This is a genomic window from endosymbiont of Riftia pachyptila (vent Ph05), from assembly GCF_000224455.1.
Classification (GTDB): domain Bacteria; phylum Pseudomonadota; class Gammaproteobacteria; order Chromatiales; family Chromatiaceae; genus Endoriftia; species Endoriftia persephonae.
Genome location: NZ_AFOC01000021.1, coordinates 1 through 24,139, shown reverse-complemented (window position 1 = coordinate 24,139; position 24,139 = coordinate 1). Strand labels below are relative to the sequence as shown.

Annotated in this window: 18 protein-coding genes and 2 pseudogenes; 7 read left to right on the top strand and 13 right to left on the bottom strand. The window is 55.9% G+C overall.

Going from position 1 to position 24,139, the window contains the following annotated elements:
• The first annotated feature begins 240 nt into the window (after positions 1-240).
• The 6 genes from traU to RIFP1SYM_RS04955 all read left to right on the top strand — a co-directional run bounded on the left by traU (position 241) and on the right by RIFP1SYM_RS04955 (position 9,519).
• Positions 241-1,254, top strand: coding sequence for a conjugal transfer pilus assembly protein TraU (traU, locus tag RIFP1SYM_RS04980; protein ID WP_005960070.1), 1,014 nt, complete (start codon positions 241-243; stop codon positions 1,252-1,254).
• A gap of 68 nt (positions 1,255-1,322) precedes the next feature.
• Positions 1,323-2,189, top strand: a complete 867-nt coding sequence (trbC, locus tag RIFP1SYM_RS16315; RefSeq protein WP_240992018.1) for a type-F conjugative transfer system pilin assembly protein TrbC — start codon at positions 1,323-1,325, stop codon at positions 2,187-2,189.
• A complete protein-coding gene (locus RIFP1SYM_RS16310; protein ID WP_081417701.1) occupies positions 2,186-4,399 on the top strand; it encodes a conjugal transfer protein TraN in 2,214 nt (737 codons plus the stop codon). Before trbC ends, RIFP1SYM_RS16310 begins: the two co-directional genes overlap by 4 nt.
• Complete coding sequence (traF, locus tag RIFP1SYM_RS16305; RefSeq protein WP_005960067.1) at positions 4,396-5,259, top strand: type-F conjugative transfer system pilin assembly protein TraF; 864 nt, start codon at positions 4,396-4,398, stop codon at positions 5,257-5,259. Before RIFP1SYM_RS16310 ends, traF begins: the two co-directional genes overlap by 4 nt.
• Complete coding sequence (locus RIFP1SYM_RS04960) at positions 5,246-6,652, top strand: conjugal transfer protein TraH (RefSeq protein WP_005960066.1); 1,407 nt, start codon at positions 5,246-5,248, stop codon at positions 6,650-6,652. The genes traF and RIFP1SYM_RS04960 overlap by 14 nt, the downstream gene beginning before the upstream one ends.
• Positions 6,653-6,663: 11 nt before the next feature.
• Complete coding sequence (locus RIFP1SYM_RS04955) at positions 6,664-9,519, top strand: conjugal transfer protein TraG N-terminal domain-containing protein (RefSeq protein ID WP_005960065.1); 2,856 nt, start codon at positions 6,664-6,666, stop codon at positions 9,517-9,519.
• A gap of 48 nt (positions 9,520-9,567) precedes the next feature.
• Here the strand turns inward: RIFP1SYM_RS04955 and RIFP1SYM_RS04950 are convergent, their stop codons facing one another.
• From RIFP1SYM_RS04950 to RIFP1SYM_RS04935, 4 genes are read right to left on the bottom strand one after another with little or no spacing between them, the layout of a single operon-like run.
• Positions 9,568-9,816, bottom strand: coding sequence for a hypothetical protein (locus RIFP1SYM_RS04950; protein ID WP_039959759.1), 249 nt, complete (start codon positions 9,814-9,816; stop codon positions 9,568-9,570).
• Positions 9,817-9,833: 17 nt separating this feature from the next.
• The gene (locus tag RIFP1SYM_RS04945) at positions 9,834-10,355 is read right to left on the bottom strand and encodes a hypothetical protein (protein ID WP_039959758.1); all 522 of its coding nucleotides are present in this window, start codon (positions 10,353-10,355) and stop codon (positions 9,834-9,836) included.
• Positions 10,352-10,843, bottom strand: coding sequence for a type II toxin-antitoxin system HicB family antitoxin (locus RIFP1SYM_RS04940; protein WP_005960061.1), 492 nt, complete (start codon positions 10,841-10,843; stop codon positions 10,352-10,354). Before RIFP1SYM_RS04940 ends, RIFP1SYM_RS04945 begins: the two co-directional genes overlap by 4 nt.
• Positions 10,840-11,139: a hypothetical protein gene (locus RIFP1SYM_RS04935; protein ID WP_039959757.1), complete on the bottom strand. Its 300-nt coding sequence runs from the start codon at positions 11,137-11,139 to the stop codon at positions 10,840-10,842. The genes RIFP1SYM_RS04940 and RIFP1SYM_RS04935 overlap by 4 nt, the downstream gene beginning before the upstream one ends.
• A 388-nt stretch (positions 11,140-11,527) precedes the next feature.
• Here RIFP1SYM_RS04935 and RIFP1SYM_RS16860 point away from each other — a divergent pair.
• Positions 11,528-11,701: pseudogene (locus RIFP1SYM_RS16860) on the top strand (carbon storage regulator); the annotation flags it as partial.
• Here the strand turns inward: RIFP1SYM_RS16860 and RIFP1SYM_RS04930 are convergent.
• The 9 genes and pseudogenes from RIFP1SYM_RS04930 to pglX all read right to left on the bottom strand — a co-directional run.
• Positions 11,692-13,371 carry a DUF2326 domain-containing protein gene (locus RIFP1SYM_RS04930; RefSeq protein ID WP_005960059.1) on the bottom strand — a complete coding sequence of 560 codons (1,680 nt, stop codon included), beginning with the start codon at positions 13,369-13,371 and terminating at the stop codon, positions 11,692-11,694. The pseudogene RIFP1SYM_RS16860 and the gene RIFP1SYM_RS04930 sit on opposite strands and share 10 nt — an antisense overlap.
• Positions 13,358-13,609 (bottom strand): ABC-three component system middle component 6, encoded by a 252-nt coding sequence (locus RIFP1SYM_RS04925; RefSeq protein WP_039959756.1) that lies wholly within the window; start codon positions 13,607-13,609, stop codon positions 13,358-13,360. The genes RIFP1SYM_RS04930 and RIFP1SYM_RS04925 overlap by 14 nt, the downstream gene beginning before the upstream one ends.
• Positions 13,610-14,698 (bottom strand): ABC-three component system protein, encoded by a 1,089-nt coding sequence (locus RIFP1SYM_RS04920; RefSeq protein WP_005960057.1) that lies wholly within the window; start codon positions 14,696-14,698, stop codon positions 13,610-13,612.
• Positions 14,699-14,959: 261 nt separating this feature from the next.
• A complete protein-coding gene (locus RIFP1SYM_RS04915) occupies positions 14,960-15,373 on the bottom strand; it encodes a hypothetical protein (RefSeq protein ID WP_039959754.1) in 414 nt (137 codons plus the stop codon).
• Positions 15,366-17,447 carry a BREX system Lon protease-like protein BrxL gene (brxL, locus tag RIFP1SYM_RS04910; RefSeq protein WP_005960055.1) on the bottom strand — a complete coding sequence of 694 codons (2,082 nt, stop codon included), beginning with the start codon at positions 17,445-17,447 and terminating at the stop codon, positions 15,366-15,368. Before brxL ends, RIFP1SYM_RS04915 begins: the two co-directional genes overlap by 8 nt.
• Before the next feature lie 94 nt (positions 17,448-17,541).
• Positions 17,542-17,971, bottom strand: a pseudogene (gene tnpA / locus RIFP1SYM_RS04905) (IS200/IS605 family transposase).
• A gap of 61 nt (positions 17,972-18,032) precedes the next feature.
• On the bottom strand, positions 18,033-20,531 hold the full coding sequence (gene pglZ, locus RIFP1SYM_RS04900) for a BREX-1 system phosphatase PglZ type A (protein ID WP_005960050.1): 2,499 nt from the start codon (positions 20,529-20,531) through the stop codon (positions 18,033-18,035).
• Complete coding sequence (locus tag RIFP1SYM_RS04895) at positions 20,528-21,775, bottom strand: Shedu immune nuclease family protein (protein WP_005960048.1); 1,248 nt, start codon at positions 21,773-21,775, stop codon at positions 20,528-20,530. The genes pglZ and RIFP1SYM_RS04895 overlap by 4 nt, the downstream gene beginning before the upstream one ends.
• A gap of 6 nt (positions 21,776-21,781) precedes the next feature.
• Positions 21,782-24,139, bottom strand: a 2,358-nt coding sequence (gene pglX / locus RIFP1SYM_RS16855) for a BREX-1 system adenine-specific DNA-methyltransferase PglX (protein WP_039959753.1), incomplete at its 5' end; no start/stop codon positions are given.

The following is a 24,139-nucleotide window of genomic DNA, read 5'->3' as shown; positions in this document are numbered from 1 at the left end:
CGGTGTGTTGCGTCTACCATGTTTCTCATCCGCCACAGCCTATTTCGCTCCGGTGGCTACGGGTTGATCGCTGTAATTGGACCAGATAGCAGCATGAAGTGGTCGTTCAGGTAAGTGCCTGTAAAGGACCGGAATTGGCCGTTTTTAGCCATTCAGTTTCCATCACCGAAAAATATCCAATAAACTACCTTACGCATGAAATAACGTTTTCCCTTCCTCCTTCACTCCGACAGATGAACGATGGGCGCCATGAAGTGTCTATCGCCCCATCGATTTCTGTTGGCCACCTGTCTGACCGTGGCACTGACCTGGCTGTCGGCCCCACAGGCACTCGCCGCCGAGCCCTGCTACGGCCGCTTTCCCAACCCCTTCACCGACGTGTGCTGGAAGTGCGTGTTCCCGATCAGCATCGGGCCCCTCAGGATCGACATGGGGATGGAGGATTCCGGGGACAGCGTGCCTTTGATCTGCACCTGTCCCGCGCCGCCTCCGGTATTCGTCCGCATCGGCTTCGGGGTGGGATTCTGGGAGCCGGCCCGGGTGGCGGAGGTGGTGCGCACGCCGTTCTGCTCCCCTCTGCTGGGTGGTGTCACCCTGGGCTCACTGGCCGCACCGTCGGGCACCAACATCAAGACGAGCAACAACCGGGACGCCTTCTATCACGTCCACTGGTACATCTACCCCTTGCTGGCGTGGATGAACCTGCTGACGGACCTAGCGTGCGTGACGCCGGAGTCCTTCGACGTTCTGTACATCACCGAGGTGGACCCGCTCTGGGAGGATGACGAACTCGCCTTCCTGATCAATCCCGAGGCGGCGCTGTTCGCCAATCCCATTGCCCAGGCCGCCTGCGCCGCCGATTGTGCCGCGGCCACCCTGGGCTTTCCACTCGATCCACTGTTCTGGTGCGCCGGCTGCCAGGGGTCCATGTACCCCATCGACGGCAACGTGAAACATCACGAAGGCGGCGTGGACAGCTCGCTGCTGCTGGTGCAACGCATGGCGGCCAAGCTGCACCGGCAGCTCATCGCTCGGGACACGTCCAGTCGTGGCGCCATGTGCCTGCCCCTGCCGCTGCCCATCCTGCGCAAGTCCCAGTACAAGACGCAGATGCTCTACCCCGTCCCCTTCACGCTCAATGCGCAGCCTTTCGGCAGGGTCACCATCCCCTGGGGCGCCGGGCGTGAGTATCCGGTGCGCGGCGAGGATTGGGCCTATCTCATCTGGAGGAAGAAGGCATGCTGCGCATTCTGACAAATTCGTCGGGAACGAATTTGGACGCCCGTAGGGCGGCCCCGAAAGGGGCGTACTCCAGGGAAGGAGTGCGCACACTATTGGCGCTCGCCGGCCTGTACCTGGCAACAGCGCCGATGCTCCCAGCGGCGGAGCCGGGCACCGATGACCTGGACAGCGCAAGTACGCTTTCACGGGATGCCGTGGAACAGGCACAGCGCCTGAGCCGGGATACCCATTTCAATAGCAGGATTCTCCGTGAAGGCGAACGTGCCTTGTCGGCCGCCGGCCAAGCCGGTCGCAGTGCGCCAACCAGTTTTGCCGACGCCGATTGTACTCCGCCCATCCCTGGGCTCCGCCCTTCGGGCCGGCCTACGGCCGTTCAAAATCGCTCCCGGCGATTTTGTCCCGAAATCGACGAACAGGCACTGGCCAAGGCGAGGGAGGTCATCAAGGCCCTGTTGTCCAACCCCCGGCTGGCCACACCGGCTGGTTCGCCTTCCGATAGCAACGAGCCACGTCCGCTGGTTTTTGTCTCATTTTCTATGCCTGAAGCCTCTCTACGGTCACTGCTCGCGGAAGCCGCGCGGGTAGAGTCGCCGGTAGTGTTACGAGGACTGGTGGAAAACTCCATGAAGCGCACCGTGGCGCGCCTCGGCGAACTGCTGGGTACGAGAGACAGCAGCGGCGAGACGACGGGCGAACCGACCCCATCGCTGGCCATCGATCCCACCCTGTTCGAGCGTTTCGGCGTGGACAAGGTGCCAACCTTCGTGCTGCCGATGGATACCATCGCCCCCTGCACGCCAGAGGGGTGCCCAGTCCCCACACATCTGAAAGTGGCAGGTGATGTGAGCCTGGTTTACGCCCTGAGCGTGATGGCGCGGGAGGCTGACGGCACCACACTGGGAACCCGTGCCAAGCAGTGGCGACAGCGGCTGGAGGTGCGGCCATGACACCAAGACAATCGATGGCAAAGCCTCGTTCAGCGGGTGTCTGGGTGGTCAGCCGCAAGGCGCGGTGGCGCCGCCATAGCACTCCTATGGCAAGCCGACGCAACACCGCGGATGGCCGCCCAGACGCCCGCCCGCAGGGAGCGCCCCACGCGTCCCGGCTCGGCGTTGCGGCCCTTGGCAAGGGCCAGCCATTCCCTGCGGTACGCGCCTTGATCCGGGGCGCGTGGAGTGCTCTGAACGAGGCTTTGACATCGATTGTCTTGGTACGTATGCCCATCCTGCTTCTGGTCTGTCTCACGCTCCCGCTCGCAGCGCCAGCGGCAGACCTCACCCGCGATCAGGCGTTGCAGCTCGGCAAGGATTTCGGTAATGCGAACAACACCGGCGTATCGAATGCGGCTTCCAGCCCCGACCTGACCACGGTGCCCAGCTACCAAGGCACCAACGTCCCGGAAACCCAGTACTACGGCTCAGGCCTTGGCATCGAGGATGCAGCACGGCAGGCCCTGCCCAACAGCGAGGTCGGTAGCTTCGTACAGGACAGTGCCCTTAGCCGCCCGCGCTTCAACATCGACCGCAACGATCCCATCGTCCAACGGGGCGACGCCATCAGCGCCGATCCTGAGGCCCTGCTCGGGCAGCAGCTCACCGGCCAGTACAACGGCTGCCAGGAGGTCACGACGACCTCTGCCCTGGCCACCTGGTCGGAGGAATACTGCACTGAGTGGGGCATGGACCAGCAGGTTGGCTGCCAGAAGACCCTCAACCTGTCCTGCAACCGCCCCATCGAATGCGACGCTGGCGGCATCAATCTGGATTCCGTGCAAAGCGACATGCGCTGGACCTACACCTACCCCTATCTGACCATCGGCACCATCAGCGACAACTACTGGAGCGGTTATTGCGCCGTCTTCGATCGGAGCACCACTTTCACCATTGAAGACATCAACAAGGTCCAGGAATTCACCCTCATCCAGGCGGGCTTCGACGACTGGATCAAGGTGGTCGTCAACGGGACCCTGGTCTATGTCGGGCCTTACGGTGGCGACCGGCTGAAGGTGGTCACCACCGGCCGGTTCCGCCGTGTGCAGTACGGCGCTTCCAGCTACGGCTGGTGCGAACTCAGCACGAGCTGGAACAAGTCCCTCAATATCGACATCAAGCCGTACTTGCGCACCGGCCTCAATACCATCGACATGCGGGTGATCGTCGCCGGCGGCGGCGAAGGCTGGATCAAGTTCAAGGCCACGCAATATTGCGACTGCCAGTGGTCGGAGACCTGGGAGAACACCTGCGGTGCGCTGGAACAGCAAGCGCAGGCCGGCATGTGCGTGCAGCAATCCCAGACCTGCCTCGAGCCGGGCGAGACGCGCCTCATCGACGGCATCGAGGTCTACCGCGACTGCTGGCGTTACGACCTGTCCTACCTGTGCGCCACCGGCGAGACCCGCGAGGAACCCTATTGCCAGGAACTGCGGGACCGCGGCTGTAGCCAGGTCAACTCCACCTGTGTAAACACCCTGCCGGACGGGAGTTGCTACGAGTACCAGCAGACCTACCGCTGTCCCCAAGGCAATGCCGCCACGCAGACGGTAATGAACTGCGGCGACCAGACCTTCTGTCTCGACGGCGACTGCTTCGACGCCGGTTATACGCCGAACCAGGACTTCGGCCTGGCCGCGAGCCACCTGGGGGCGCTGGAATCCGCGGCGAACGACTTCGATACCACTAACATGGTGGTCTTCAAGGGCCAGGACATGCGCTGCAAGAAGACCGTCCTAGGCTTCTTCAACTGCTGCAAGGACAGTGGCTGGGGCCTGGACCTGTCGCTCGCCCAGTGCTCGGAGCAGGAGCAGGTCCTCGGCCAGAAGCGCGAGGCCGGGCAATGCCACTACGTCGGCTCCTATTGCAGCGACAAATCCATCTTCGGCTGCCTGGCGCGGAAGTACACCTACTGCTGCTTCAACTCCAAGCTTGCCCGCATCATCCACGAACAGGGCCGCCCCCAGCTCGGCATCGACTGGGGTTCCTCGAAAAACCCCAACTGCCGAGGCCTCACGCCCGAGGAGCTGACACAGATCGATTTCGCGAGCATCGATTTCACCGAGTTCTACGCCGATGCCTTTGCCGCCGCCGACAATGCCGACCGGCCTTCCGGAAACCAGATGCAGCAGATCATCGAACAGCGCATCCAGAGGTTGCTGCCGTGAAGGGTTGGGTATTGCTGTGGGGGATCCTGGCAATGGGCGGCGCATATGCCGCCCCCGGTGAGCCGGTTATGCCCAAGGATGGGCGGTATTCCGGCACGCCAGGAGGCGGCGTGCCGGTGGTCTACTACGAACGCCACAGCGAGGGCTGGTTCTGGTACCAGGATCCCGAACCGGAACCCGAGGCTGAAGAACCCGAGACGCCGTCGCCTGTGCCCGCCGATCCCGTGGCGGCGTTGTCGGCCTTCCAGGAGGAACTGGAAGTCGCCAAGGCCCGCGCGATCCTGGAGCCCACCGACGAGAACCTGAAAACCTACCTGCGTCTGAACCAGCTCGCCATGAAGCGTGCGGGCAACTTCGCGCAGGCCTGGCAACGCATGGTATGGACCACACCGGCGTTGGACAGCCGTCTGACCCACCCGGTCAACGACCAGGCCGTGCAGGTGTTCAACGACGAAAAACTTCGCCTGGTCGACGGCTTCCTCGCCAAGACCGCGCGCAGCCACGGGCTGTTTTTCTTCTTCAAGGGCTCCTGCCCGTTCTGCCACAAGTTCGCCCCCATCCTGAAGGCCTTCGCCGAGGCCTACGGTTTCCACGTCATCCCCATCAGCCTGGATGGCGGCACGCTGCCCGACTTCCCCAACCCCCGCAGCAATGCGGAGGTGGCGGTCAAGCTGAACGTGGACACGGTACCCGCCGTGTTCCTGGTAAACCCCCGCGACCGGGCCATTCATCCCGTCGCCTTCGGCTACGTGAGCTGGTCCGAGCTGCGGCGGCGCATCTACACCCTGATGAACGGGCAACCGCCGAATCCGCTGTTGCAGACGCAACTCTCAGGAGGGCAAATCGATGCCAACGAGTAAGCTCCATGCGTTCATGTCGGGCCTGTGTCTCGTCCTGACGGTATTCACCGCCCGGGCCGACCTCGCCACGGACATGGACACCTTCTTCAACGATCTCAATTTCAGCAACGTCACCCGGCCCGGCGTCTACGAGGGCCAGAGCGCGGGGTACTTCACCGGCGGCGGTGTGTTCATGCGCGTGCCGCAGCGCAACTACACCCTCTACTCGGTGCAGTGGCCGCGCTTTCGCGCCGGCTGTGGCGGCATCGACTTCTTCAGCGGCGGGTTTTCCTTCATCAACGCCCAGGAGTTCGTGGCCATGCTCCAGAACATCGGCTCGGTGGCCGTGAGCCAGGCCTTCATGCTGGCGCTGCGCACCATCAGCCCCCAGATCGCCTCCACCATGGAACAGATCCAGACCTGGGCGCAAAAGTACGGGCTGAACAGCATCAACGCCTGCGAGGCCGGATCGGCCCTGGTGGGCGGTGCGCTCAAGACCTTCGGCATGTCCAAGCAGGCCTGCATCATGGAGCGGGTCAACAGCCGTGGCGAGACCTGGTCCGAGGCCGAGGTCGCCTGCACCACGGGCGGCGAGCGCATGAGCACCCTGCAGAACAGCCAGATGAAGCGCCTGATGGTGACCGAGGGCAACCTGGCCTGGCGTGCCATGATGCGCAATCCCTTCTTCGTGAACGACAAGGATCTCGCCCAGGTGATGATGAACCTCTCCGGCACGGTGATCATGCGGGTGGACAATCCCGGCAACGAGGACACCACCATGACCTATCAGGTGATCCCCTCCATCCTGGCCGACAGCACCGGCCGGGACCTGCTCCGGGTGTTGCTCGAGGGCGGCAGCGTCACCGTGAAGGCCTGCTCCAACGGCACCGGGGACGAGTTCGCCTGCACCGAAATGAACGCCTCGCAGACCGTCACCATCAATCAGGGCCTGATCGCCAAGGTGCGTGCCATCCTCAACGACATCGTGGTGAACATCCAGAACGACACCCGCCTCGATGCCGTACAACAGGGGCTGCTGGCCTCCACCTCGCTGCCGGTCCACAAGTACCTGACCGTGGGCGTGGCCTACATTCCCGGCACGCTGCAACCGGAGATCGAGAGCTACGCCACGCTCATCGCCAAGGACATTCTCTACACCTACCTGAACGACCTGCTCGGCAAGCTGGTCGCCTCGGTACGCGCCCTGGAGAACAAGGAGGACGACAAGATCCGCGACTTCCTCGACGGCGTGATCAAGGCCCGGCGTGAGATCCGCACCTACAAGGACGACGTGCGCAGGGGCTTCGACGAGACGCTGGTGCTCACCCAGCGGGTGCGCGAATACGAGAAAGCCCTGGTCGGCAAGCTCTCGCCTGGCATGTTCCGCAGCCTGGTGTGGGCTTCCGCCCAGTAAGGTAGTGCCCTGTGAACTGGGAGGTATTCACCTACGGCGGCGGCGAGTTCCTGCGCCTGGTGTTCAACGGTGTGGCCGCTATCACCGGCAACGGCGGCTACATCACCGCGCTCAAGATGACCGCCATCATCGGCCTGCTGTGGGTGCTGATCGAAGGCGCCTTCAAGCACCGGGCCATGAACCTGCAATGGCTGCTAGGCGTCATCCTCGTCTACAACGGCTTCATGGTACCGAAGGTGGACGTGATCATCACCGACCGCATCGACCCCACGCAGTCGTCGGTGGTCTCCAATGTACCGCTCGGGCTGGGCGCCGTGGCGGGCACCGCCAGCCTGGTGGGCGACTGGCTGACCCGCGCCTACGAGACCGTATTCAGCTTGCCCAGCGACATGCAGTACCAGCAGAACGGCATGCTGTTCGGCCAGTACCTGGTGGAGGCCTCCACCCGCTTCGAGATCACCGACAGCCGGCTGGCCGCCAATTTCAGCGAGTTCTGGCAGTCGTGCGTGTTCTACGACATCCTGCTCGGACTCTACGACTGGGACGATCTGTTCGTGGCCCCGGACCTGTGGGCCTTCATCCGGGCAAACACCTCGGTCTCGCGCAGCTTCGCCTACCGGGACGCGGCCAACAACCGGCTCATCCTGGGGTGCCGAGACGGCGCCAACAACCAGCTCGACACCGACCTGACCAACGACGTCGATCGCGCCAGGCAGTACTACGGTGAGAAGCTGGTAAAGGCCCCCACCGCCAACGCCGCGGTAGCGAAGTTCGCCGCCGCCATGCCGGTATCCTATCAGTACCTGACGGGCCTGAGCGTCAGCGCCGAGGAGATCATCCGGCAGAACGCCCTCTCCAATGCGTTGCGGCGGGGCTTGAGCCAGTTCGCCTCCAGCGCCGGGGCACCGGCGGCGGCCCAGGATTTCGCCCTGGCGCGGGCGGAGCAGGAGCGGCGCACCACCTACGCCGCCCTCGGGGAGATGGCCGGACGCACCCTGCCCATCCTGCGCAACCTGTTCGAGGCCTTCATCTACGCCGTATTTCCTATCGCCTTCCTGCTCGCCATGCTGCCGAGCGTGGCGAAGGTGGCGCTGACCTACCTGAAGAGCCTGGTCTGGATCCAGTTGTGGGCGCCGCTCTATGCCGTGCTCCACTTCGCCATGAGTCTCTACAGCCAGAACCCCGCATCCAGCGCCCTCCTGCTGCCCGACGGCAGCAGCGCCCTGTCGCTGGCCAACTACACGGCCCTGGGCCAGGTGATGAGCGACGCCGCGCTCATCGCCGGGTATCTCAGCCTGTCCATCCCGATGATTTCATACCTCGTGGTCAACCAGGGCGGCGCCATGATGGCGAGCCTCGCCAGCCGTGTCGCCCAGAGCTACGAGGCCCCGGTGGGCAAAGCCTCCGACGAAGCCTCCACGGGCAACATCAGCCTTGGCAACACCAGCATCGGCAACGCCGGCTGGTGGCAGCAGAACCAGAGTCCGAGCTGGCGGGCCGGCACCTCGACCATGGCCCACCCGACCACGGGCGCGATGTACACGACCACGCCGGAAGGGCGGTACGTCGACGTGCCGCAATCCAATCTCCCCTTCTCCGCCAACATCGGCGACGCCGTCAAATCCTCGGTCCACACTCAGGCCACCGAGTCGCTGCAGGCCGCACAGACACAAGTAGCCGACTACGCGAACCTGGTGTCGGCCAATTACAGCAACATGGAACGCTTCACCAGCCAGTCCGCGACGGAGACCGGCGTCAACCTCGACTGGAACCGGGCCGAGATGGCCGCGTTCCGAAGGGAGTTCGGTAAGACCCAGCGGCTCGCCGACGAGTTCGGCAAGAACCGCGGCTACAGCGCGAGCCAGGCCGCCGAGATGCTGGGGCTGGCCTCCCTGGCCGCCCAGAATCCGAAATTACTCGATTTGGTAAGCCCGGTATCCCTCAGAGGTCAATTGGACCTGAAAGGTATAAGTGAGGCCCAGATCAGGCAGGACTGGCAGGATGCATTGCGATTTGTCCAGGACACTCAGTACGGCAAGCACTGGCAGGCCGCCATCGATGCCGGACATACCGCTGCTGCCGGCGTCCACCAGCGCACTGGTGACAGCCTGGCCGAGGAACTCTCCGGTGGCTTACAAGAGCAGATCAGTCATCGCCACGCCACCATCGCCACCCTCCAGGAAGCCGCCGCCTGGCAGGAGGCCCGATCCCGGGTCGAGGAACAGGGCTTCGCCTTCAGCGCCGATGTAGCCATGCAGGTGCGCGATCACATGATCGGTTCCGAAAAGGGTGTCTTCGCCCGCCCCGGCAGTCTCGACCCGACCTGGAGCGAACGCGACGTGGATGCCCTCTTCGCCCGGGCGGCGGCGGGAGACGCCATGGCCATGCGAGTCATCTCCCACTACGCCGAGGAATATGGCCGCCGGGAAGGGCTGGAACTCGCCGGGGTGCAGAATACACCAACCAAGGATGCCGTCTTCCAGAAGAACGAAGCCTACATGGGCGAGGTCTACAACAAGGAAACCGAACCCGGGGGCATTCGGGACAGAGCAGTTGGTTTCAGGGAGGCCGCCCGGCACGCAGCGGAGCATGCCGGCGTTCCAGCCGATGGACAGGTCCGGCGAGGATTCGCCGACATCCAGAAGGAGGCAGAAGAAGACCGCGCCGCCCACGCGCAGATGGTCGACCAGGGCGAGCGCCGTATCCGGACAGACGGCGCCGCACTCCAATCCGACACCGAGGCACGCACTGACCCCGAAAACCAGACCCTGCTGGCTGATTCCATCAAGAACGGTGCTACGCAGACGTTGCCCAGTAAGAAACAGCTCAGTCAGCTGAAAGATAAATTCTTAGGTAAGGATGAATAGAATCAAGGATAGAGAGCTAAAATAAACCGTGGCCTAACACATTCAGTCTCAATTTTTATCGCCGTGATGAAGCCGGTAATAATAGTAATACCATTCGTCTTCCTGGTCGATGGAACGCCCCTCCCCTTCGGGAGAAAGCGGTAATGAGTGCGCAGCCTTTGGTCGAAGTACAATCACGAGCCCCAAAAGAAACACCGTCGCACCAGCCCACCACGAAAATAGCGCGCCGATGACAAGCGCGATCAGACACGCCACCAAGATGTCCGTTACTTTCCAAGTTGATTCAGACATATTCATCGTCGTCCACCTATTTTCTATTGCCCTACGCTACCAGCACTTTCATTGTTATTCGCCGCAAATTGCACGGTAGGCAACGCAATTTTTGGCAAGTTCATTCGCATGCACTGGTTCATTAGATATTCGCGCCAATAAGGCCAGACATGATAACTGGCATTCTTGAGGGCAAATGCATCCAGTGCATCCTGCCCCGGTTCATTCTCCATTAAATATTCGGCAAGAAAGGTCGCCTCAATAACCGCTTTGACATCCGCTTCATCGTCACTCTCGTCAGATCCATTTTCGGATGTGGATTCAGGCAAAACAACCCATCGTGCGCCAAGATCAATGTAGACGCGAAAAATCCTTATATCCGTATCATCTTCTTTCAGCGCGAGCACCTCTCCCCGGGTGACCACGTGCTTGAACTGAACAGCCAGGTCATTCGCTTCTGGCGAATATTTCGGATCAAAATCATCTACCAGGTAACTGCTTGAGCTGCGCAGATAGACGTCGCGAATGCGCAGACAATCGATCGCCTTTTGCAGTTCGACGCTCATCCCGCTTTCTGCCACTCCACACGTCGGTTCAAATCGGCCGAGTAAACCAATTGGACGTTCGGACGCGACGAAACTTTCTCGCCAGTAGTTCTGCTAACGGTCTTCCATTCTGAAGCTTCTGACATATGCATAGCACCCGCCGCAAAACCGGAGAAGTAGGCAAGGATATTCACCAAGTGCTGGTTGAGGCTGACTCCTTCTTCCTCGGCAGACTCGGCCAACGCGCGGTGCAGGGATTTCGGCAACCGCAGGGTCACGCGGCCACTGTAGTCATCCGCCACCTCCTGCGGCACAGGCATGGGCTTCCCCTTTTCAGCGAACACCTCTGCCGTGGTTTCAATGGCATCGATGGCCAGCGCATAGGCTTCTTCAAACGTATCCCCGTATTCAGCCAGATCGGGCAATTCCTTGACCCGCGCCTCGAAGCACACTTCACCCTCGAACTCGCTCCGTCGCACCGTAATGTTGTAGGCATGTGGATCAATCATGATTCTGTCCTCTCCAGGAAGTCGATAATTTCGTCTTCGTACTGCCGCAGAATTCTCAGGACCTTGCCAATGTAGGCAGGCTTGATCTCTGGATTCCTGCCATGGCCACAGTTGTAGCTACCCGAGGTAAACGCAGAAATGCCGTCATGGAAAAACACCTTGTGGCCACCCCGTCTACCGTCCCGGACCTCGAAGCCCAACCGCGCAAGCTGTTCGGCCAGCGTGTCACAGCGGATATTGGCCTTCGAGCCTTGAAGCGTCTCGACGACCTCTGTGTATATCAGTTTAGCTGACATGTGACACCATATATAGTGTCATATTGGGTGGTTTCTTTAGAATTTTCAACATTCTTTTCTTCCCATTTTATTATATTTTATGTGGTTAATCGGGTAACAGAGCAATAGATACACCCTATCTTGTTGTTTTATCTGTAATTATTATAGTTCAACCGTTAATGTGTCCGGAGCTGCAAACCAGGGACGCCCACCCTTGTGTCCAGCCGCGTGTGTTTTAGTAGATTACTTCCCATTGCCATGGAGGACATGGATTCGTTCCCAACACGCTTTCCATCCCCCCCTCCCTGTGCCCATGTTCGTGCCGGATGGACATATCCGGCAGTTTCACCCACGATCGATAAGGAACAGCCGCTATGTTGGTACTTTATAAGAACAATCTGGTGAGCTCGTCAGGATTGGCAAGGACATAGAGGCCGAAGTGCTGGAAATTCGCGGCGGACAGGTGAAGCTGGCATTCCAAGCCCCTAGAGAGATCAATATCACGAACGGAGCTGTTGTATCAGGAGGGAAGATACAGAGACAGGCCTTCACCCAATCTACCCTGATACGGCCTCAGAATTGATAGCCAAACAAGCCCCCTGTCTCTGTATCATCCAACACTGGTGACACCAATTGATTGGTGTATTCCTGCAACACATCTTGAGGCAGGCGGTCTGAATTAAAGGCAACAATGTACTGGAAGCCGTTTGCTTCCGATGCCTCTTTCGCTAATGCAAGAGCGCTGGCGACCTGCCGTTCGTCTGATTCATCGAACAGTCGGCTGTCATGGATGAGGAATCCTGGATTGCGCCCCGCCTTGGCGGTGATGATGGCCAAGGTCAAGTCGAAGCAGAATACCTGCATCTTGTCCACGCCACCGCTCCCACTACCCTTGATAGTAATCTCGTAGTCCAATCCCTTTTCTCCCGCACGGATGTTCAGGCTTCCGGCTGACTCGTACAGTTGATTGGATATCTTCTCGAAGGTAAGAATAACCTCCTTTTTCAATTCCTTCTGTTCCGCTACAGACTGCTCAATCAGGTCTTCCAGTTCCTGCTTCCGCTTGCGGTACAGTTTATCCTGTTCCTTAAGTTCTACCAAGTTTTCCAGTTGCTGTTGAATGTCCTTGAGCTCTGATTGTTTCTCCGTCAGCCTCTCCTGCAGCGCACGAAACTCATCGAATGCCCCACCTTCGGATAGCTTACGCATAAGCTCACTGTATCGTGCCTGCAAATGGCTTTGCTTATCACTTCGTTCCGCTATTCTGTTCCGAATAGCATCGAGTTCCCGCTGTAGGTGGTGCTGCCGGTTCTCACTGATTCGTTGATGGAATTCTTTTACCTGTTCCAGTTGCATCCTGATATTGCCGGGAAGCAGCAAACCTGCTTCCTCATAAACTGCATTCACACGATCCACGCCAGGGGGTTCCTCTGACACCATGGCATTTTCGACATAATGCAAAAGATCCCTATCTTTGCTGTTTTCCGAAGACAGTCTGCGCATCTTCGCGCTGATGTCTGCCGCCTCATTTTCGAGCTCCCTGTATTCCGGGATAACCTTGAAATTATCCAGGTCATTCTCTACATCCTGGATCTCGGCTTCCAGAACAATCGCGCGGGATTCCAATGCACTCTTATCCCCTGAATAACCCCGTAGAGAAAGGCTTTTCAGCAGCGACTTCAGCTTTTTCATGCCGACCTTTTTCTTCTCATTGAGAATATGTTGGCGGATCAAATCCCAATCGAACCCGAACAAGAATGCGAGGTTGATCTGGTAGCCCTGTTTTTTTCTTTGGTCCTCCTGGGCATAACGATAATCGTCAAAATAGCTCCGGATAAAGTATGAAAGACACGCCCGATATGTAGGGCCATACGCAGGTCCGTCCTTCAAACCAAACAGCATCTGCTGGAGATGCCTGTTCAGACTGGTTAAATTAACAGTATCTTCCGAAAACAGGATATCCTTTGTCTTTTTGGCGGGGCAGCGCCGTATAACCCCTTTTTGGCCCTTGTGGTGGTAGTGGAGGCCGTACCAGGCATTTATTAAGGCATCTTCCTTTCTCAGGGCCTTTGGGGGGGTGTTCCCCCCTAGAAGGTAACTCACCAAGTCGATGGCGGTGCTTTTTCCAACGGCATTGCGCGTTTTATCTTGGCCCGATTCCTCGTGCTGCTCAGCCAGCAGGATATTGAATCCCTTATGGAAGGTTAATGCCTTGAAGGTAGGAAAATCACTTTCCAGGCTAATCAGTTCCACGGGTCACCACCAATCTGTTTTCCCGGTCCAATGCCACCAGACCGAAGGCATACAATAGGTCAAGCGCCAAGACGAAACTGCCATAGGGAACTGGCTTGTTCACACGCGTCCTGAACGACCGATAACCTTCCCAGAGCGTGGTCATTGTTGCAGGGTTCTCCTTGAGTATGGGCAATAGCTCGGCGCCGATTCCGATTAGTGAGTTTTCCAGTCGCACATGCTTGGTCGGGAGGATCATCTATGCCTCCTCGAAGATATCGCAGGTTTGAAAGTAGAACGCCAGCACCATATCGGCTGCGTGCTCCATTGCCGGAGCCTTACGAGCATCCCCAAGGATTTCTCGTTTCAGTTCCTTGTAGAGAAGATCACCGGCATAGCCTTCTGCCTTAAGTGATCCGTATTTGCGATTCAGAATCTTTGCTAGTTGATCAGGTGTATCAATCTGATCCAGATTCTGGCTATCGATAACATCGCCAACCTGTGGCGATCCCGCCATTGCCAACCGCAGCGTTTGTTGAAGAACCTCAGTAAGGTCATTGGCGTACAGCTTTCGTTCTGTTGGCTGCTCAGGCGAAAATTCCCGATCCAATGGCTGATTTGCTGCCTTTTCTGATAGTGCTTCCAATATCCTGGCAATATCCTCATACTTTACATGCAGCAAATCTTCGGCAGCCGGCGGGTCATTGATATCAAATATCCGGCGCTGATCTGCTTCAGACATTTCCAGCGCTATCTTCCGTACTTCCTTGAAGCCCCAAGCACCTGTATCCGTATCCGGATGTTCCTTATGCAAATCATGGAGTAGTGTTACAGCCATAGGTGGAAGTGCGTCTTGATTGTGCACATAGATCCATTCGTTCATCTTCCAATACGCAAGCGCCCTATCAAAGTTGCTTTGTATTTTCTGTAGCAAATTGTTTATCTCGAATCCTTCATCTGGTGCGTGACATTGAAAAACTATGGTTTTCCTATCCTGCGTCAGCACCCCGTCTGCCGCTTTGTCCCCCATTCGCCCATGGGCCTTTACGGGTTGGTACGCGATTCCATGTTTTGCGCTCATGATATCGGTAAACAGATCTTCCCAGGCCTGGCGCTTGTTCTTCAGAAGATAGTTATCGATTTTCAGGCGCAGCTTTTCTTGATCCATTCCCTGTATTCCTCGATCTATTGAATAGCCATTAGTATCGCCTTTCTTTCCAAGGGTGACAGACTTTCCCGCCGGGTTTTCCACCGGGAGATGCATCGCCGGATTCGCTCCCTTTCCCGAAAGTCCTCGCCCAAATTCCGATAATCGTGAAGTGCTTCTGGTTCCGGGCAGCTCATCCACATGAGCTTACCCTCCCTGGAGCTTGGCGGCACTTTTTTACCCTGTCGAGTTCTATCTTCAGGCGGCCTATTTCCTGGAACAACGGCACTGTGATGGCCTATTCAGCAACATCCGGGGCTACCTTGCCATTCCGAAATAGCTCAGGGGGAGACTCCAGAAGCTGGCACTTCCACTGGCTGATCTGGGTCGGGTGAACCTAGCTAGTACCCCTTGGCCAACTCGCTTGAGGTCTTGAGACCCTTGATCACCTCAAGAGCACTTTCACCTTAAATTCCGCGCTGTAGCGCTTACGTTATTGGGCATGATTGGCGACTCCTTCTTGTAGACATTGTCCATACCAACGGATTTCCCAGAACCGTTATGGCCGTAAACAACGGTGATGTTACCTTTGCCAAACTCAAGCGGCTTTCTCGGGGCGAGCGCATTCACTCCCTCCACATCGCCGATGGAACACAATCGAAGCGTGCCAGCAACTCCCTGGAAAAAGGCTGAGGCAGGAAAAGAACAACCCGTTTGAGCAAGTTTCCCTTCGGCTTCCTGTTGGCAAAGCGTTGCAAGCTCAGAAATATCCTTGTCTGAAAGTTCCGTCTGTTCCAGGAGCCGGGTAGCCGCGATTTGAAGCCACTTGGGACGTTCGGAAAACCATTTAGACAGCGATGCTGGAACCTCACTCATGGGAATCCCCCTCCTGTTCCTTCTGCTTATGTCTGATAAAAGTCACCTCGAACGCCTTGCATGGCCGGTATTGCTGAAGGCGATTGGCAAAGGTGAAGGCATCGTTCATCTCATAGTGCTGGAAGATGTCCAGACCGCGATCCAGCGAGATCTTCCAGCCGTGGTCGGTCACGATGTGGCGGGCATGGATAGTGCCGGTGCCGTCGAACTCCCAGGTGAAGTCCACGCCCACCGCGCTGGCGGACTCCTTCATCTTCTCGAAGTTTTCCTTCTGCTGTTCGCCTTTGAACTCGTCTTCGGTTGTCACTAGGTGGACCGCCACCTCGTCTTCCTGCGCCTTGTGTTTTACAACAGTCTCCAGGAACTCCATGAAATTGCGCATCTGATAAAACAATCGGATGTAAGGGTCTGTCACCGTGATCTTGGTAGCGCCTTTGAGGTAGGAACCCAACAGAGTGTCATAGGAGATGCCTTTCTGGTTCTCCTGGAAAGTGAGATGCTTTTCTTTGAGCACGGGTTCGGCAGATGCTGGCGACTCTGTGGACGCCAGAGCCGAGGGAACCGAGCCTGTCTCCCCGATTTCACCATCTTCTCCCTCGGCAATCGTCTTGTGGTAATAGTGCGGGTACTCCTCCTCCTCTAGCGTGGTAACCAGCTTTGTCTTTCCGGTCAAGTCGAAATAGGAGAAACGTACATCGCCGTAGGTGGAATCGATCCGCATCAGTTGGTCTTTGACTCGCTTGCGACCTTCAATGGCGAACCGCAGCAGCTCCTCAATCTCTTCCTTGGAGGCACCGCCATGCGGGAAGAGAATTTTCATCAATCCAGAAAAGGTCTTATTGATGCCGTCCCGGTCGCGGGTTGAAATATCCGAAGAGAGTGAGAAGTATTCTTGATAGCGGTCTGAATAGTCATGGTTTCGGAGTGACCGCAGAATCTCAGCAAGATAGTCCACCACGAAGCCGTAACCATTAGAGAACATCTCGCCACGGATGATCTCTACTTCCCAGCCGGGAATGTAGAAATGGATACGGTCGAGAAATGCAGAGTCGTAGAATTTGTCTGGCAGCTCATCGAACAGGTCAGAATGCTTCAGCATGTAGGGCACAGTGTGCTGGGTGTTGCCAACAAAGACCATGGACGCTTCTGCGCCAAGGGTTTCAACCCCCCGCGAGAAGGACTTGTTGGCCATGTAGTTCTTCATAATGTCTACAAGTGCTTTGTTTACCTGTTTTTTCTTTCCGGCAAATTCATCGAAGGCCACCACATCCCAAAAGCCGACCAAGCCAATCTTGCCGGTCGAGTTATTCACGAACAGCTTCGGAACCGTGACCTCACCGCCGGAGATCAGAATACCGTGAGGGGAGAACTCCGAGTAGATATGCGATTTGCCGGTTCCCTTTGGTCCAAGCTCAATCAGGTTGTAGTTACGCTCGCAAAAAGGGATCAGGCGGATCAACTGGGTCAGCTTGCTGCGCCTACCGAACATCTCGGGGTTGAAACCGATACTCTGAATCAGTAAATCGATCCACTCATCGGTAGTGAACTGTTTGCGAGCCTCGACATAGCCATCAAAATCGAAATGCGACAACTGGATGGGCTTGAGGGTCGACAAGATCCAGGGGCAGGCGTTTTTGTCCTCGGTGAATTCATATTCGATATCCGCGATGCACCACACCCCGCTGACCAGCAGCTTGGGGTGGGACTTTACAGTGCCCGAGTCAACCAACACCTTTTTGATACCGAGGTTGGAAAATGTTGCCTCATAGGCATCAGTTTTATCATTCAGCGCCACGCTGATCTTGTCGATGACCTTGTAGCGGCCTTTTTCCTTGATATTGGAGCGAACCAGGCCTGCTTCATTGCGGTGCACATAGTGCTTGCGCAGGATCTCCTTCACGGTCTCGATGCCGGTTTGGATCGAGGCTTCATCGCTGGTGGCGCAGTACTGACCTAGCAGGTATTCCAGCACATAGGAGGGGACGATAGCGTTGCCCTTGACCGTTTTGACAAGATCCTTGCGGACAACGAGTCCCGGGAAGTGTGTGTTTATTTTCTGGTCAAGTTCGTTCATCGCTCACCTGTCCTGTGAATACTCCACCGGCTAAAGCCGGTGGCTTCGGGTTACGGCTAAAAGCCGGATCGATCGGCCATTCGGCCGATTACCGTCATACGACGGTGAAGTCATCATCCCGTTCCGGTGGCTTCTGATTCTTGATGTATTCCTTCCATACCTCACCTGTCACATTCCCACTGGATGCCACCCAGTAGCCCCGGGCCCAGAGGTGTTGCGCCCAATACCACTTTCGCAAAACTTTGTACTCAGACAATAGCTTATGTGAACTCTTTCCCCTTCAGATACTGAACCGCCCTGGATACCGATAGCTGCGGCGGTATTCCAATCAGCATATGCACATGATCTCGGTTGATTGAGCCTGCGTAGATAACCATCTCCTGGCTCATCGCTATCTCTCGGAGTAACTCTCGACACCGATGGCCTACATCTCCACCCAATACCGGATAACGATACTTCGTCGTCCACACCAGATGGTATTTGCAATCCCAGACCGTATGACTTCCTCGCTTATAATCTTTCATCCTCTGAGCATATCAGCCGCCACCTAAAGGCGGGGGATTTACAGATCCCCTATCGGGGACTTTAAAAGTCGAAATCGCTGGTAAATGATCGCCGCATCAAATACCGGAGCGACTTGTATTCCTTAAAATGAGAAGTCCCAGCGTGCTTTTCCTCCAGCTTGAAGATGACCTCCTGGCCGTTGGCCTCGTCGGCCTTGCGGGTGAGTACGAAGCGCACTTGAAGCTCCCGCTCCCGAGGATTTTCCGAGGTCAGATCAAAAGTCAGGTCGTGGCTGTCGGAGATCAGATCGCCAGCCTCGGTGTAGATGCCTGCTCGCAGAACACGCGGCTGGATCTTGTCCGTCACCGGCCCGGACTGATACAAGGTCACCGCTAGCTGCCCGGAGGTAATGACCGAGCTGGCTCCGCGCAGGATGTCCACCTCGACAGCGGTGACATCGCTCTGGCGCTTTTTGTTGATCTTGAGTACCGGGATCACCACCTCCTGCAACGATGCCCCGCCATGCACAAAGCGGCTGCCGGAGCCCTTCAGGCGCAGGCGGTTGATCGATTTTGGAATCTGAACCTCTACCTCACCGGCGAGGCCAAGCTGTGCCGGGGTGAACTTGTGCAGGCTGGATGTCTCGGCAAGTCCCTTGCCGAGCACGAAACGGCGGTCCCGGAACAGAATCTGGTCGCCTTCGGCATCGACCCCGGAAAAATCGCTCTCGTCAATGGCACGGTTTTGATAGATGAAGCCATGATCCGAGGTCACCAGCAAGTTGTTGGCGTTGGCCCCGGTCAGCTTCTTGATCAAGCGAATCAGCTCCCGCAGGGTTTCTTCCACTGCTTCGAAAACCCGTTCCTCGGATTCCCGCTTGTCGCCGGTGGCGTCGATGCGGTTGTGGTAGACGTAAATCACGTCGTGGTCGCGCACCAAAGCCCGGCAGTCATCGCCTTTCATGGCCATCAGCTCATCGGCCTTGCAGGCCGTTGCCCGCTTATCCGTCGCCTGACCGAGGATCTTTATGCGGTTGGCTGTACCTTGGGAGCTTTGCCCATCCACCAGCACGGTGCCGGTTTCGTTGTCGGCAATCGCCAGTTTCTTGTTGGGCAACAGCGCCGCCATGCCTAACTGGGTGTAGCTGGGCAGCATCGAGAGCGCGGACTCGAGGTCTGCGCTGTAGCGGTCCTCCTGGCGGATAAGGCTCAAGAGCTCATCGCCGACCTCGTAGCGCATCGCATCGGAAATGATCACGCAGACCTTGTTTCCTTTTCGCAGGAAAGGCTGGACCCAGCGCTCAAAAAAGTTCCTTTGCAGGGGGACGGTATGAGCCTCCCATCTGCCAGCCTCATCCACAAAGGTTTGAAAGCGGTCGCCCAGCTTCAGGAGGTAGTTGTTGGAATAGAGATTTTCGATCTGATCGGTCAGGGTACCCATCAGAGACGCCTGACCCGACATGCGAACATGGTAGGTGAACTTGCGGTATAGCTGATCGAGCTGATACCAATGGCTGCAGTAGCGCTGTACACCTTCGACCAAGCTGTCCATAGCGAGCTTGGCCTCGCCCAGGGCATGGGTAAACTTGGCCGCGTAATCGAGTGCCTCATAGAGTTGCCGGTATTCATGATACCAGTGGCTCTGCCGCCGCTGGCGAACCCACAGCGCCACATCGCCGCTGGTAACCGTACACGAGACTACCTCCCGCACCAGATCGCTGATGATCTTCTGATCGATGAGGCGAAAGTAATCCAGTTCCAGCAACTCCCGGAAGTCCCGTTTGGCTAGGTCCTGTTCAGTGCCGAGGACCTCGGCGCATTCGGCAGAGAGAGTTTCGAAGGCGCCCTCGAACCGACGGCTATCCTTCCATCGCTTGAGGAATACCAGCGCATCGCCGGTCAGCTTTACCTGGCCATCAGTGCCCATGGCATAACACGACTTGAACAGCTCAATGACAAAGTCGCGGATGCCTGGCTCATCCGACTTATAACCACAGTAACGGGTCATCTGTTCCCACAGAAAGCCATCCAGTCCGCAGCGACCGATAAGCTTGAGCTTGCCGTCCCGGCCGTCAGCCAACTCCTGCAGCAAGTTTTCCAATATAGCGTCCACACGTGGCTCGCTGCCTGAACACACCGCCAGCATCTTTAGGCGAATAAGCCCTTCGGTATCATCGGGCTTCAAAATCTTCTTGAGAGCCTCCTTCCGCCTGGTAGCCCGAAAGAACTCTGAATGTGCCTGCACCACATCCGTGAACTCCAGGCCTAGCTCCAGTTCGGACAGCCAGATGGCCACCTGGTCGGTACGAAACTCGCCGTGGGCCAGTTGCACGTCCAGCAGCCAGTTGTCCAGATCGGAAGGCTGAGGCTCCTCGCGGTAAAGCAGGAACTTCTGTTCCGGCTGTTCACGCAATATCCGGTATTTGATGCCGTACTCGTTGTTGGTAAGTTCCAGCTTCTCGACGCCGGGCAGCGACAGCGCCTCGAAGTCGTCGCGCAACTCCTGCTTGGCGTCGTACCAGAAGACGATCCGGTGACGTTCGAAGAGTTTGGTCAGGGCTTGGGCTATGCGGCCGTTCATGCTTGCCCTCCCTTTATTCCCAACTTTGAAAAGTTATAATGAATCATGGCGATGATGTTGTCCAACCGGCGCAACAGATCGTCATACGTCATAATGTCGATAATATTGGCGTATTTTCGCTTGATAATTTCAAAATCGAGCTTTTGCTTATTATTAAAATTATTATCCCGCCCAAGAATGAGCATTGCTTTTGGATTTGTAATTTTGATTACGAAGTCAGAAGGCAATTCAGCCTTGCACTTTTCCTGAATGGAGCGCTCACCGACTAACCCCCATTTAGTCAAATGGAAAAGATACTTCTCAACCTGCATAACAGCCTCGGACAACTCGCTGGATGGTGTGTAGTTGCCGCGAGATCCAGGTTTTCTGGAAAGGAGTTGATGTGGCCGTGGTCGCTTTACTTCGATGACATCCACGCTGCCATTTGCATCGACCAGCAGTAAATCTATGTAGCGGTCTGTCCCTTTCCCTAACGTAGAGTAGAAATCCTTGATATGAACGTTTTCAAGAACCGCCACATACCTGGGAAAAATAAGCAACAAAAACTCCACAAGCTGGCGTTGCCAGTCTTTCTCCTTAAAGGCATCCGGCCTGGCATCAACCTCTCGCAGCATTGCCGAAATCTCATCCCGAACATATTCAAATTTTTTCGGTTCGTAGTCCTTGATAAAATCTATTTTTGACCGATTCCGGATGGTCTTCTTTTGGTCGAGATAGTTGTCCAACTTGACTTGAGCATCTGACATCGTTCCCATATAGTCCTTTAATACCCTGGTAATCCTTGCGCGCGCGTAATGTGTCAATTCTGTTGAGGTCGGGAAATTGCGCAATAATTCCTCGAAATCGGCAACAGGGATTGCTCCCTCGGCATTCCCTCCTATTACAATAGATTCATCGACCAGCTCATCTATTCGCCGAAAGACAGATATATCTCTGTAGGCAACAAAAGTTTTAATACTGATTGCCATATCCTTGGAGAGAAGCAGGTCGTATTTAAGGCCGAGGATATCTTTATTGACATTGAAAAAATCACCATCGCCAATGGCAAGAAGAAAAACACGTTCATCCTCTGTCCAAAGACCTGATTCATCTTCTTCGACAAGAGCATCAGTACTAAAAGTAAAAGTCCGACGAAATGTTACCGAACCGTTTTTACTCAGCTTATTATCGACCCAGTCAGAACTAAATCTTTCTGGCGTATAGATGAGGAGGAGGCGGTCATCCTGACAATCTATCTCTATCATCTCCGATTATCCTTTGGCAGTCAGACCGGCTATTTTCTTCAATGCCTTTCCGAACTTGTTGTAATTCACCTTCACACCGTCATCGAGATCAATCTCAACCTGTTTTGTCGCCAGCGGGTAAAGCACCTCGCGTTCGTACTCTTCCAGCTCGGTGATCATCTTGTTGATCTTTTCAATTTCCTTGAGCGCCTTGGTCTTCTCTCCGGCAGTGGCGCTGGCACTGATGCTTACCGCTTCCAGGTGATTCTTTTCGGAGGCGAGTTTGGTTCGGAACTCGCGCAGGTAGTCGTTCAAAATGACGCTGACCGTGTCCGGGCGGTAGCGGTGCATGTAGATGAGGGCATTGAAGCTGCCCTTGGAGCTGGAAAACAGCCAATAGATGGGACGCTTCTTGTGACGCTTCACATGGTCGCTGTAGAACTCCTTGAGGAAATAATCACGGATGGTGTAGTTGCGTTTTCCCTTGATGTTCAGCGCCTTTTCGATGAACTGGAGGTTTTCCTCAAAGTGCTCCTCACCAAATGTCACACGCAGGAACTTGTAGAAACGTTCCGTGATGTCGTCAGTGAACCAGTTGCCATCGAGCATCGGAATCACATTATCATCGTCTGCCGGGAAGGAAGGATCGGGGATTTGCTTCAGGTAGTCATCAATGGTCTCGCCCTGATTGGCCAGGACCAAGCCCGGCTTTTCCAGTGCGTAGCGGCCAAACATACAGCCCACAGCGTAGGAGATAAACTCCTTCATTGTGTCTGCAAGCAGCAGCGTTTCCAGCTCTTCCTCGCTTTTGTTTCCGCCGTAGCGATAGTGCGGATTGCAGGTCAGGGTGATTTCGGTGAGTGGCACCTCGGGCGTCAGCTCATCCTGCAGGCCATAGGCTTCGATGAAGATACGGTTGTTTTCTTCCTCCAGACGTTGCATCTCTAGGATCATATCCTGCCAGTGGGTACGGAGTTTCTGGTAGGTGTCCTTCAGGGTGGGCTCGCGGTAGTCGGGATGCAACAGCGGTAGGTCGGTAAAGTCCCAGGAGGTTTCGTAGGAGTCCCAGTCAATAATCGAATTATTTATTGCATGTTCTGCAAGACTATCAATTTTTTCTTGTCCGACAGGGGCAATAGGCAGCCTACCAAGTGGGCCTTCATGGTAATCAAGCGTCGGAGAAATAAAGGTTAGAAGATAATCAACGACCTTTGAGCACCCTAGTGCTGTCAAGAATTTCGCAGCGCTCAAAGAGCCTGGAAAGCACATCGCCCCCTTTGTTTCAAACACATATCCTGGTGGCGTAAATCTCATGGAAAAACGAGCTGACGAAATTGTTGACCATGTAGTACCAACCTTGAAATATTTATCTCTATTGATGACCCTACCGTTTGACTTAACCCTTACATTTGGTGTGTTATCTATATATTCACAAATTGCTTCACCATCATTTTCATAATTTACAACATAGTTATTATTTCCATACCATTTTCGAAATGGGCCTCCTTTGTTGCAGGCAAACCATTTTCCGTTCTCTCTAGTAACGGGGGCTACAGCTTTTGGATTAATGAACCTCTCACGTGGACATTCATGCCACTGACGTAGGAAAAGGTCATTGTTTGTTGTTGCCATTCCTTGTGATGGCACTGCGAATTCCTTAAGGCTTTCATATTGTTCAAAAGCCTTAAGCACCCCATTTGGTGCCCAATACGCAATCGGGCTGCCGGGAATCTTTTTGAAGTCAGCGGCAGAGGCGCGGTAGAACCAGCTGCAGTCTGGATTCTTGATAGCTTCACGAATAGCCGCCCCTTTTTCAGCCTCCGAGTTGCCATCAATCAACCGTAAATAACCACCTTTGTATTCCGGTCTATTTTTGTTTTCCAGTACAAAGGCTGTAGTTGAAACCACTTCACCACCGATACTATCGAAGGCTCGCGCTCCCAGATGCGCCATCGAAAGAATCGTATTTTGAGCAAGCAGTCGTGAACGAAGTTTTTCGAAGGACGAGAGGAACATCCAGCTTTGCATGGTAATCATCGCAACCGAACCTTGTTTTTGGACCAGATCAAGATTCCGTTCAATGAACATGGCAAACAGATCGGATTTACTATTGGGGTAATTGTCTTTAGCCCACTTACCCAGTCGTCCATTCATTCCCTTGCCACCCATATACGGCGGATTGGCAATTACCACATGGTATTTTGTGCTGAGATAATCGGCCTGCCGCAGGGCTTGTTTGCAGTTATCGACACTCTCCCGATGCCCGAAGGTGGGGGATTTAACGGATTGATCATAAGCAATCAAGGCATCCAGCGTCTTTTGCGATTGTTCCGTGCTCAACTGCGGATGTAGCAGTGAGCCAAAATTATCTGCCTCCTCAAAAAG

Bases quoted from the DNA above. Each gene is read 5' to 3' on its own strand.
- traU (WP_005960070.1), top strand. From the start codon at position 241: ATGGGCGCCATGAAGTGTCTATCGCCCCATCGATTTCTGTTGGCCACC.
- RIFP1SYM_RS16310 (WP_081417701.1), top strand. From the start codon at position 2,186: ATGACACCAAGACAATCGATGGCAAAGCCTCGTTCAGCGGGTGTCTGG.
- RIFP1SYM_RS04960 (WP_005960066.1), top strand. From the start codon at position 5,246: ATGCCAACGAGTAAGCTCCATGCGTTCATGTCGGGCCTGTGTCTCGTC.
- RIFP1SYM_RS04950 (WP_039959759.1), bottom strand. From the start codon at position 9,816: ATGAATATGTCTGAATCAACTTGGAAAGTAACGGACATCTTGGTGGCG.
- RIFP1SYM_RS04945 (WP_039959758.1), bottom strand. From the start codon at position 10,355: ATGAGCGTCGAACTGCAAAAGGCGATCGATTGTCTGCGCATTCGCGAC.
- RIFP1SYM_RS04940 (WP_005960061.1), bottom strand. From the start codon at position 10,843: ATGATTGATCCACATGCCTACAACATTACGGTGCGACGGAGCGAGTTC.
- RIFP1SYM_RS04935 (WP_039959757.1), bottom strand. From the start codon at position 11,139: ATGTCAGCTAAACTGATATACACAGAGGTCGTCGAGACGCTTCAAGGC.
- RIFP1SYM_RS04925 (WP_039959756.1), bottom strand. From the start codon at position 13,609: ATGATCCTCCCGACCAAGCATGTGCGACTGGAAAACTCACTAATCGGA.
- RIFP1SYM_RS04915 (WP_039959754.1), bottom strand. From the start codon at position 15,373: ATGAGTGAGGTTCCAGCATCGCTGTCTAAATGGTTTTCCGAACGTCCC.
- brxL (WP_005960055.1), bottom strand. From the start codon at position 17,447: ATGAACGAACTTGACCAGAAAATAAACACACACTTCCCGGGACTCGTT.
- pglZ (WP_005960050.1), bottom strand. From the start codon at position 20,531: ATGAACGGCCGCATAGCCCAAGCCCTGACCAAACTCTTCGAACGTCAC.
- RIFP1SYM_RS04895 (WP_005960048.1), bottom strand. From the start codon at position 21,775: ATGATAGAGATAGATTGTCAGGATGACCGCCTCCTCCTCATCTATACG.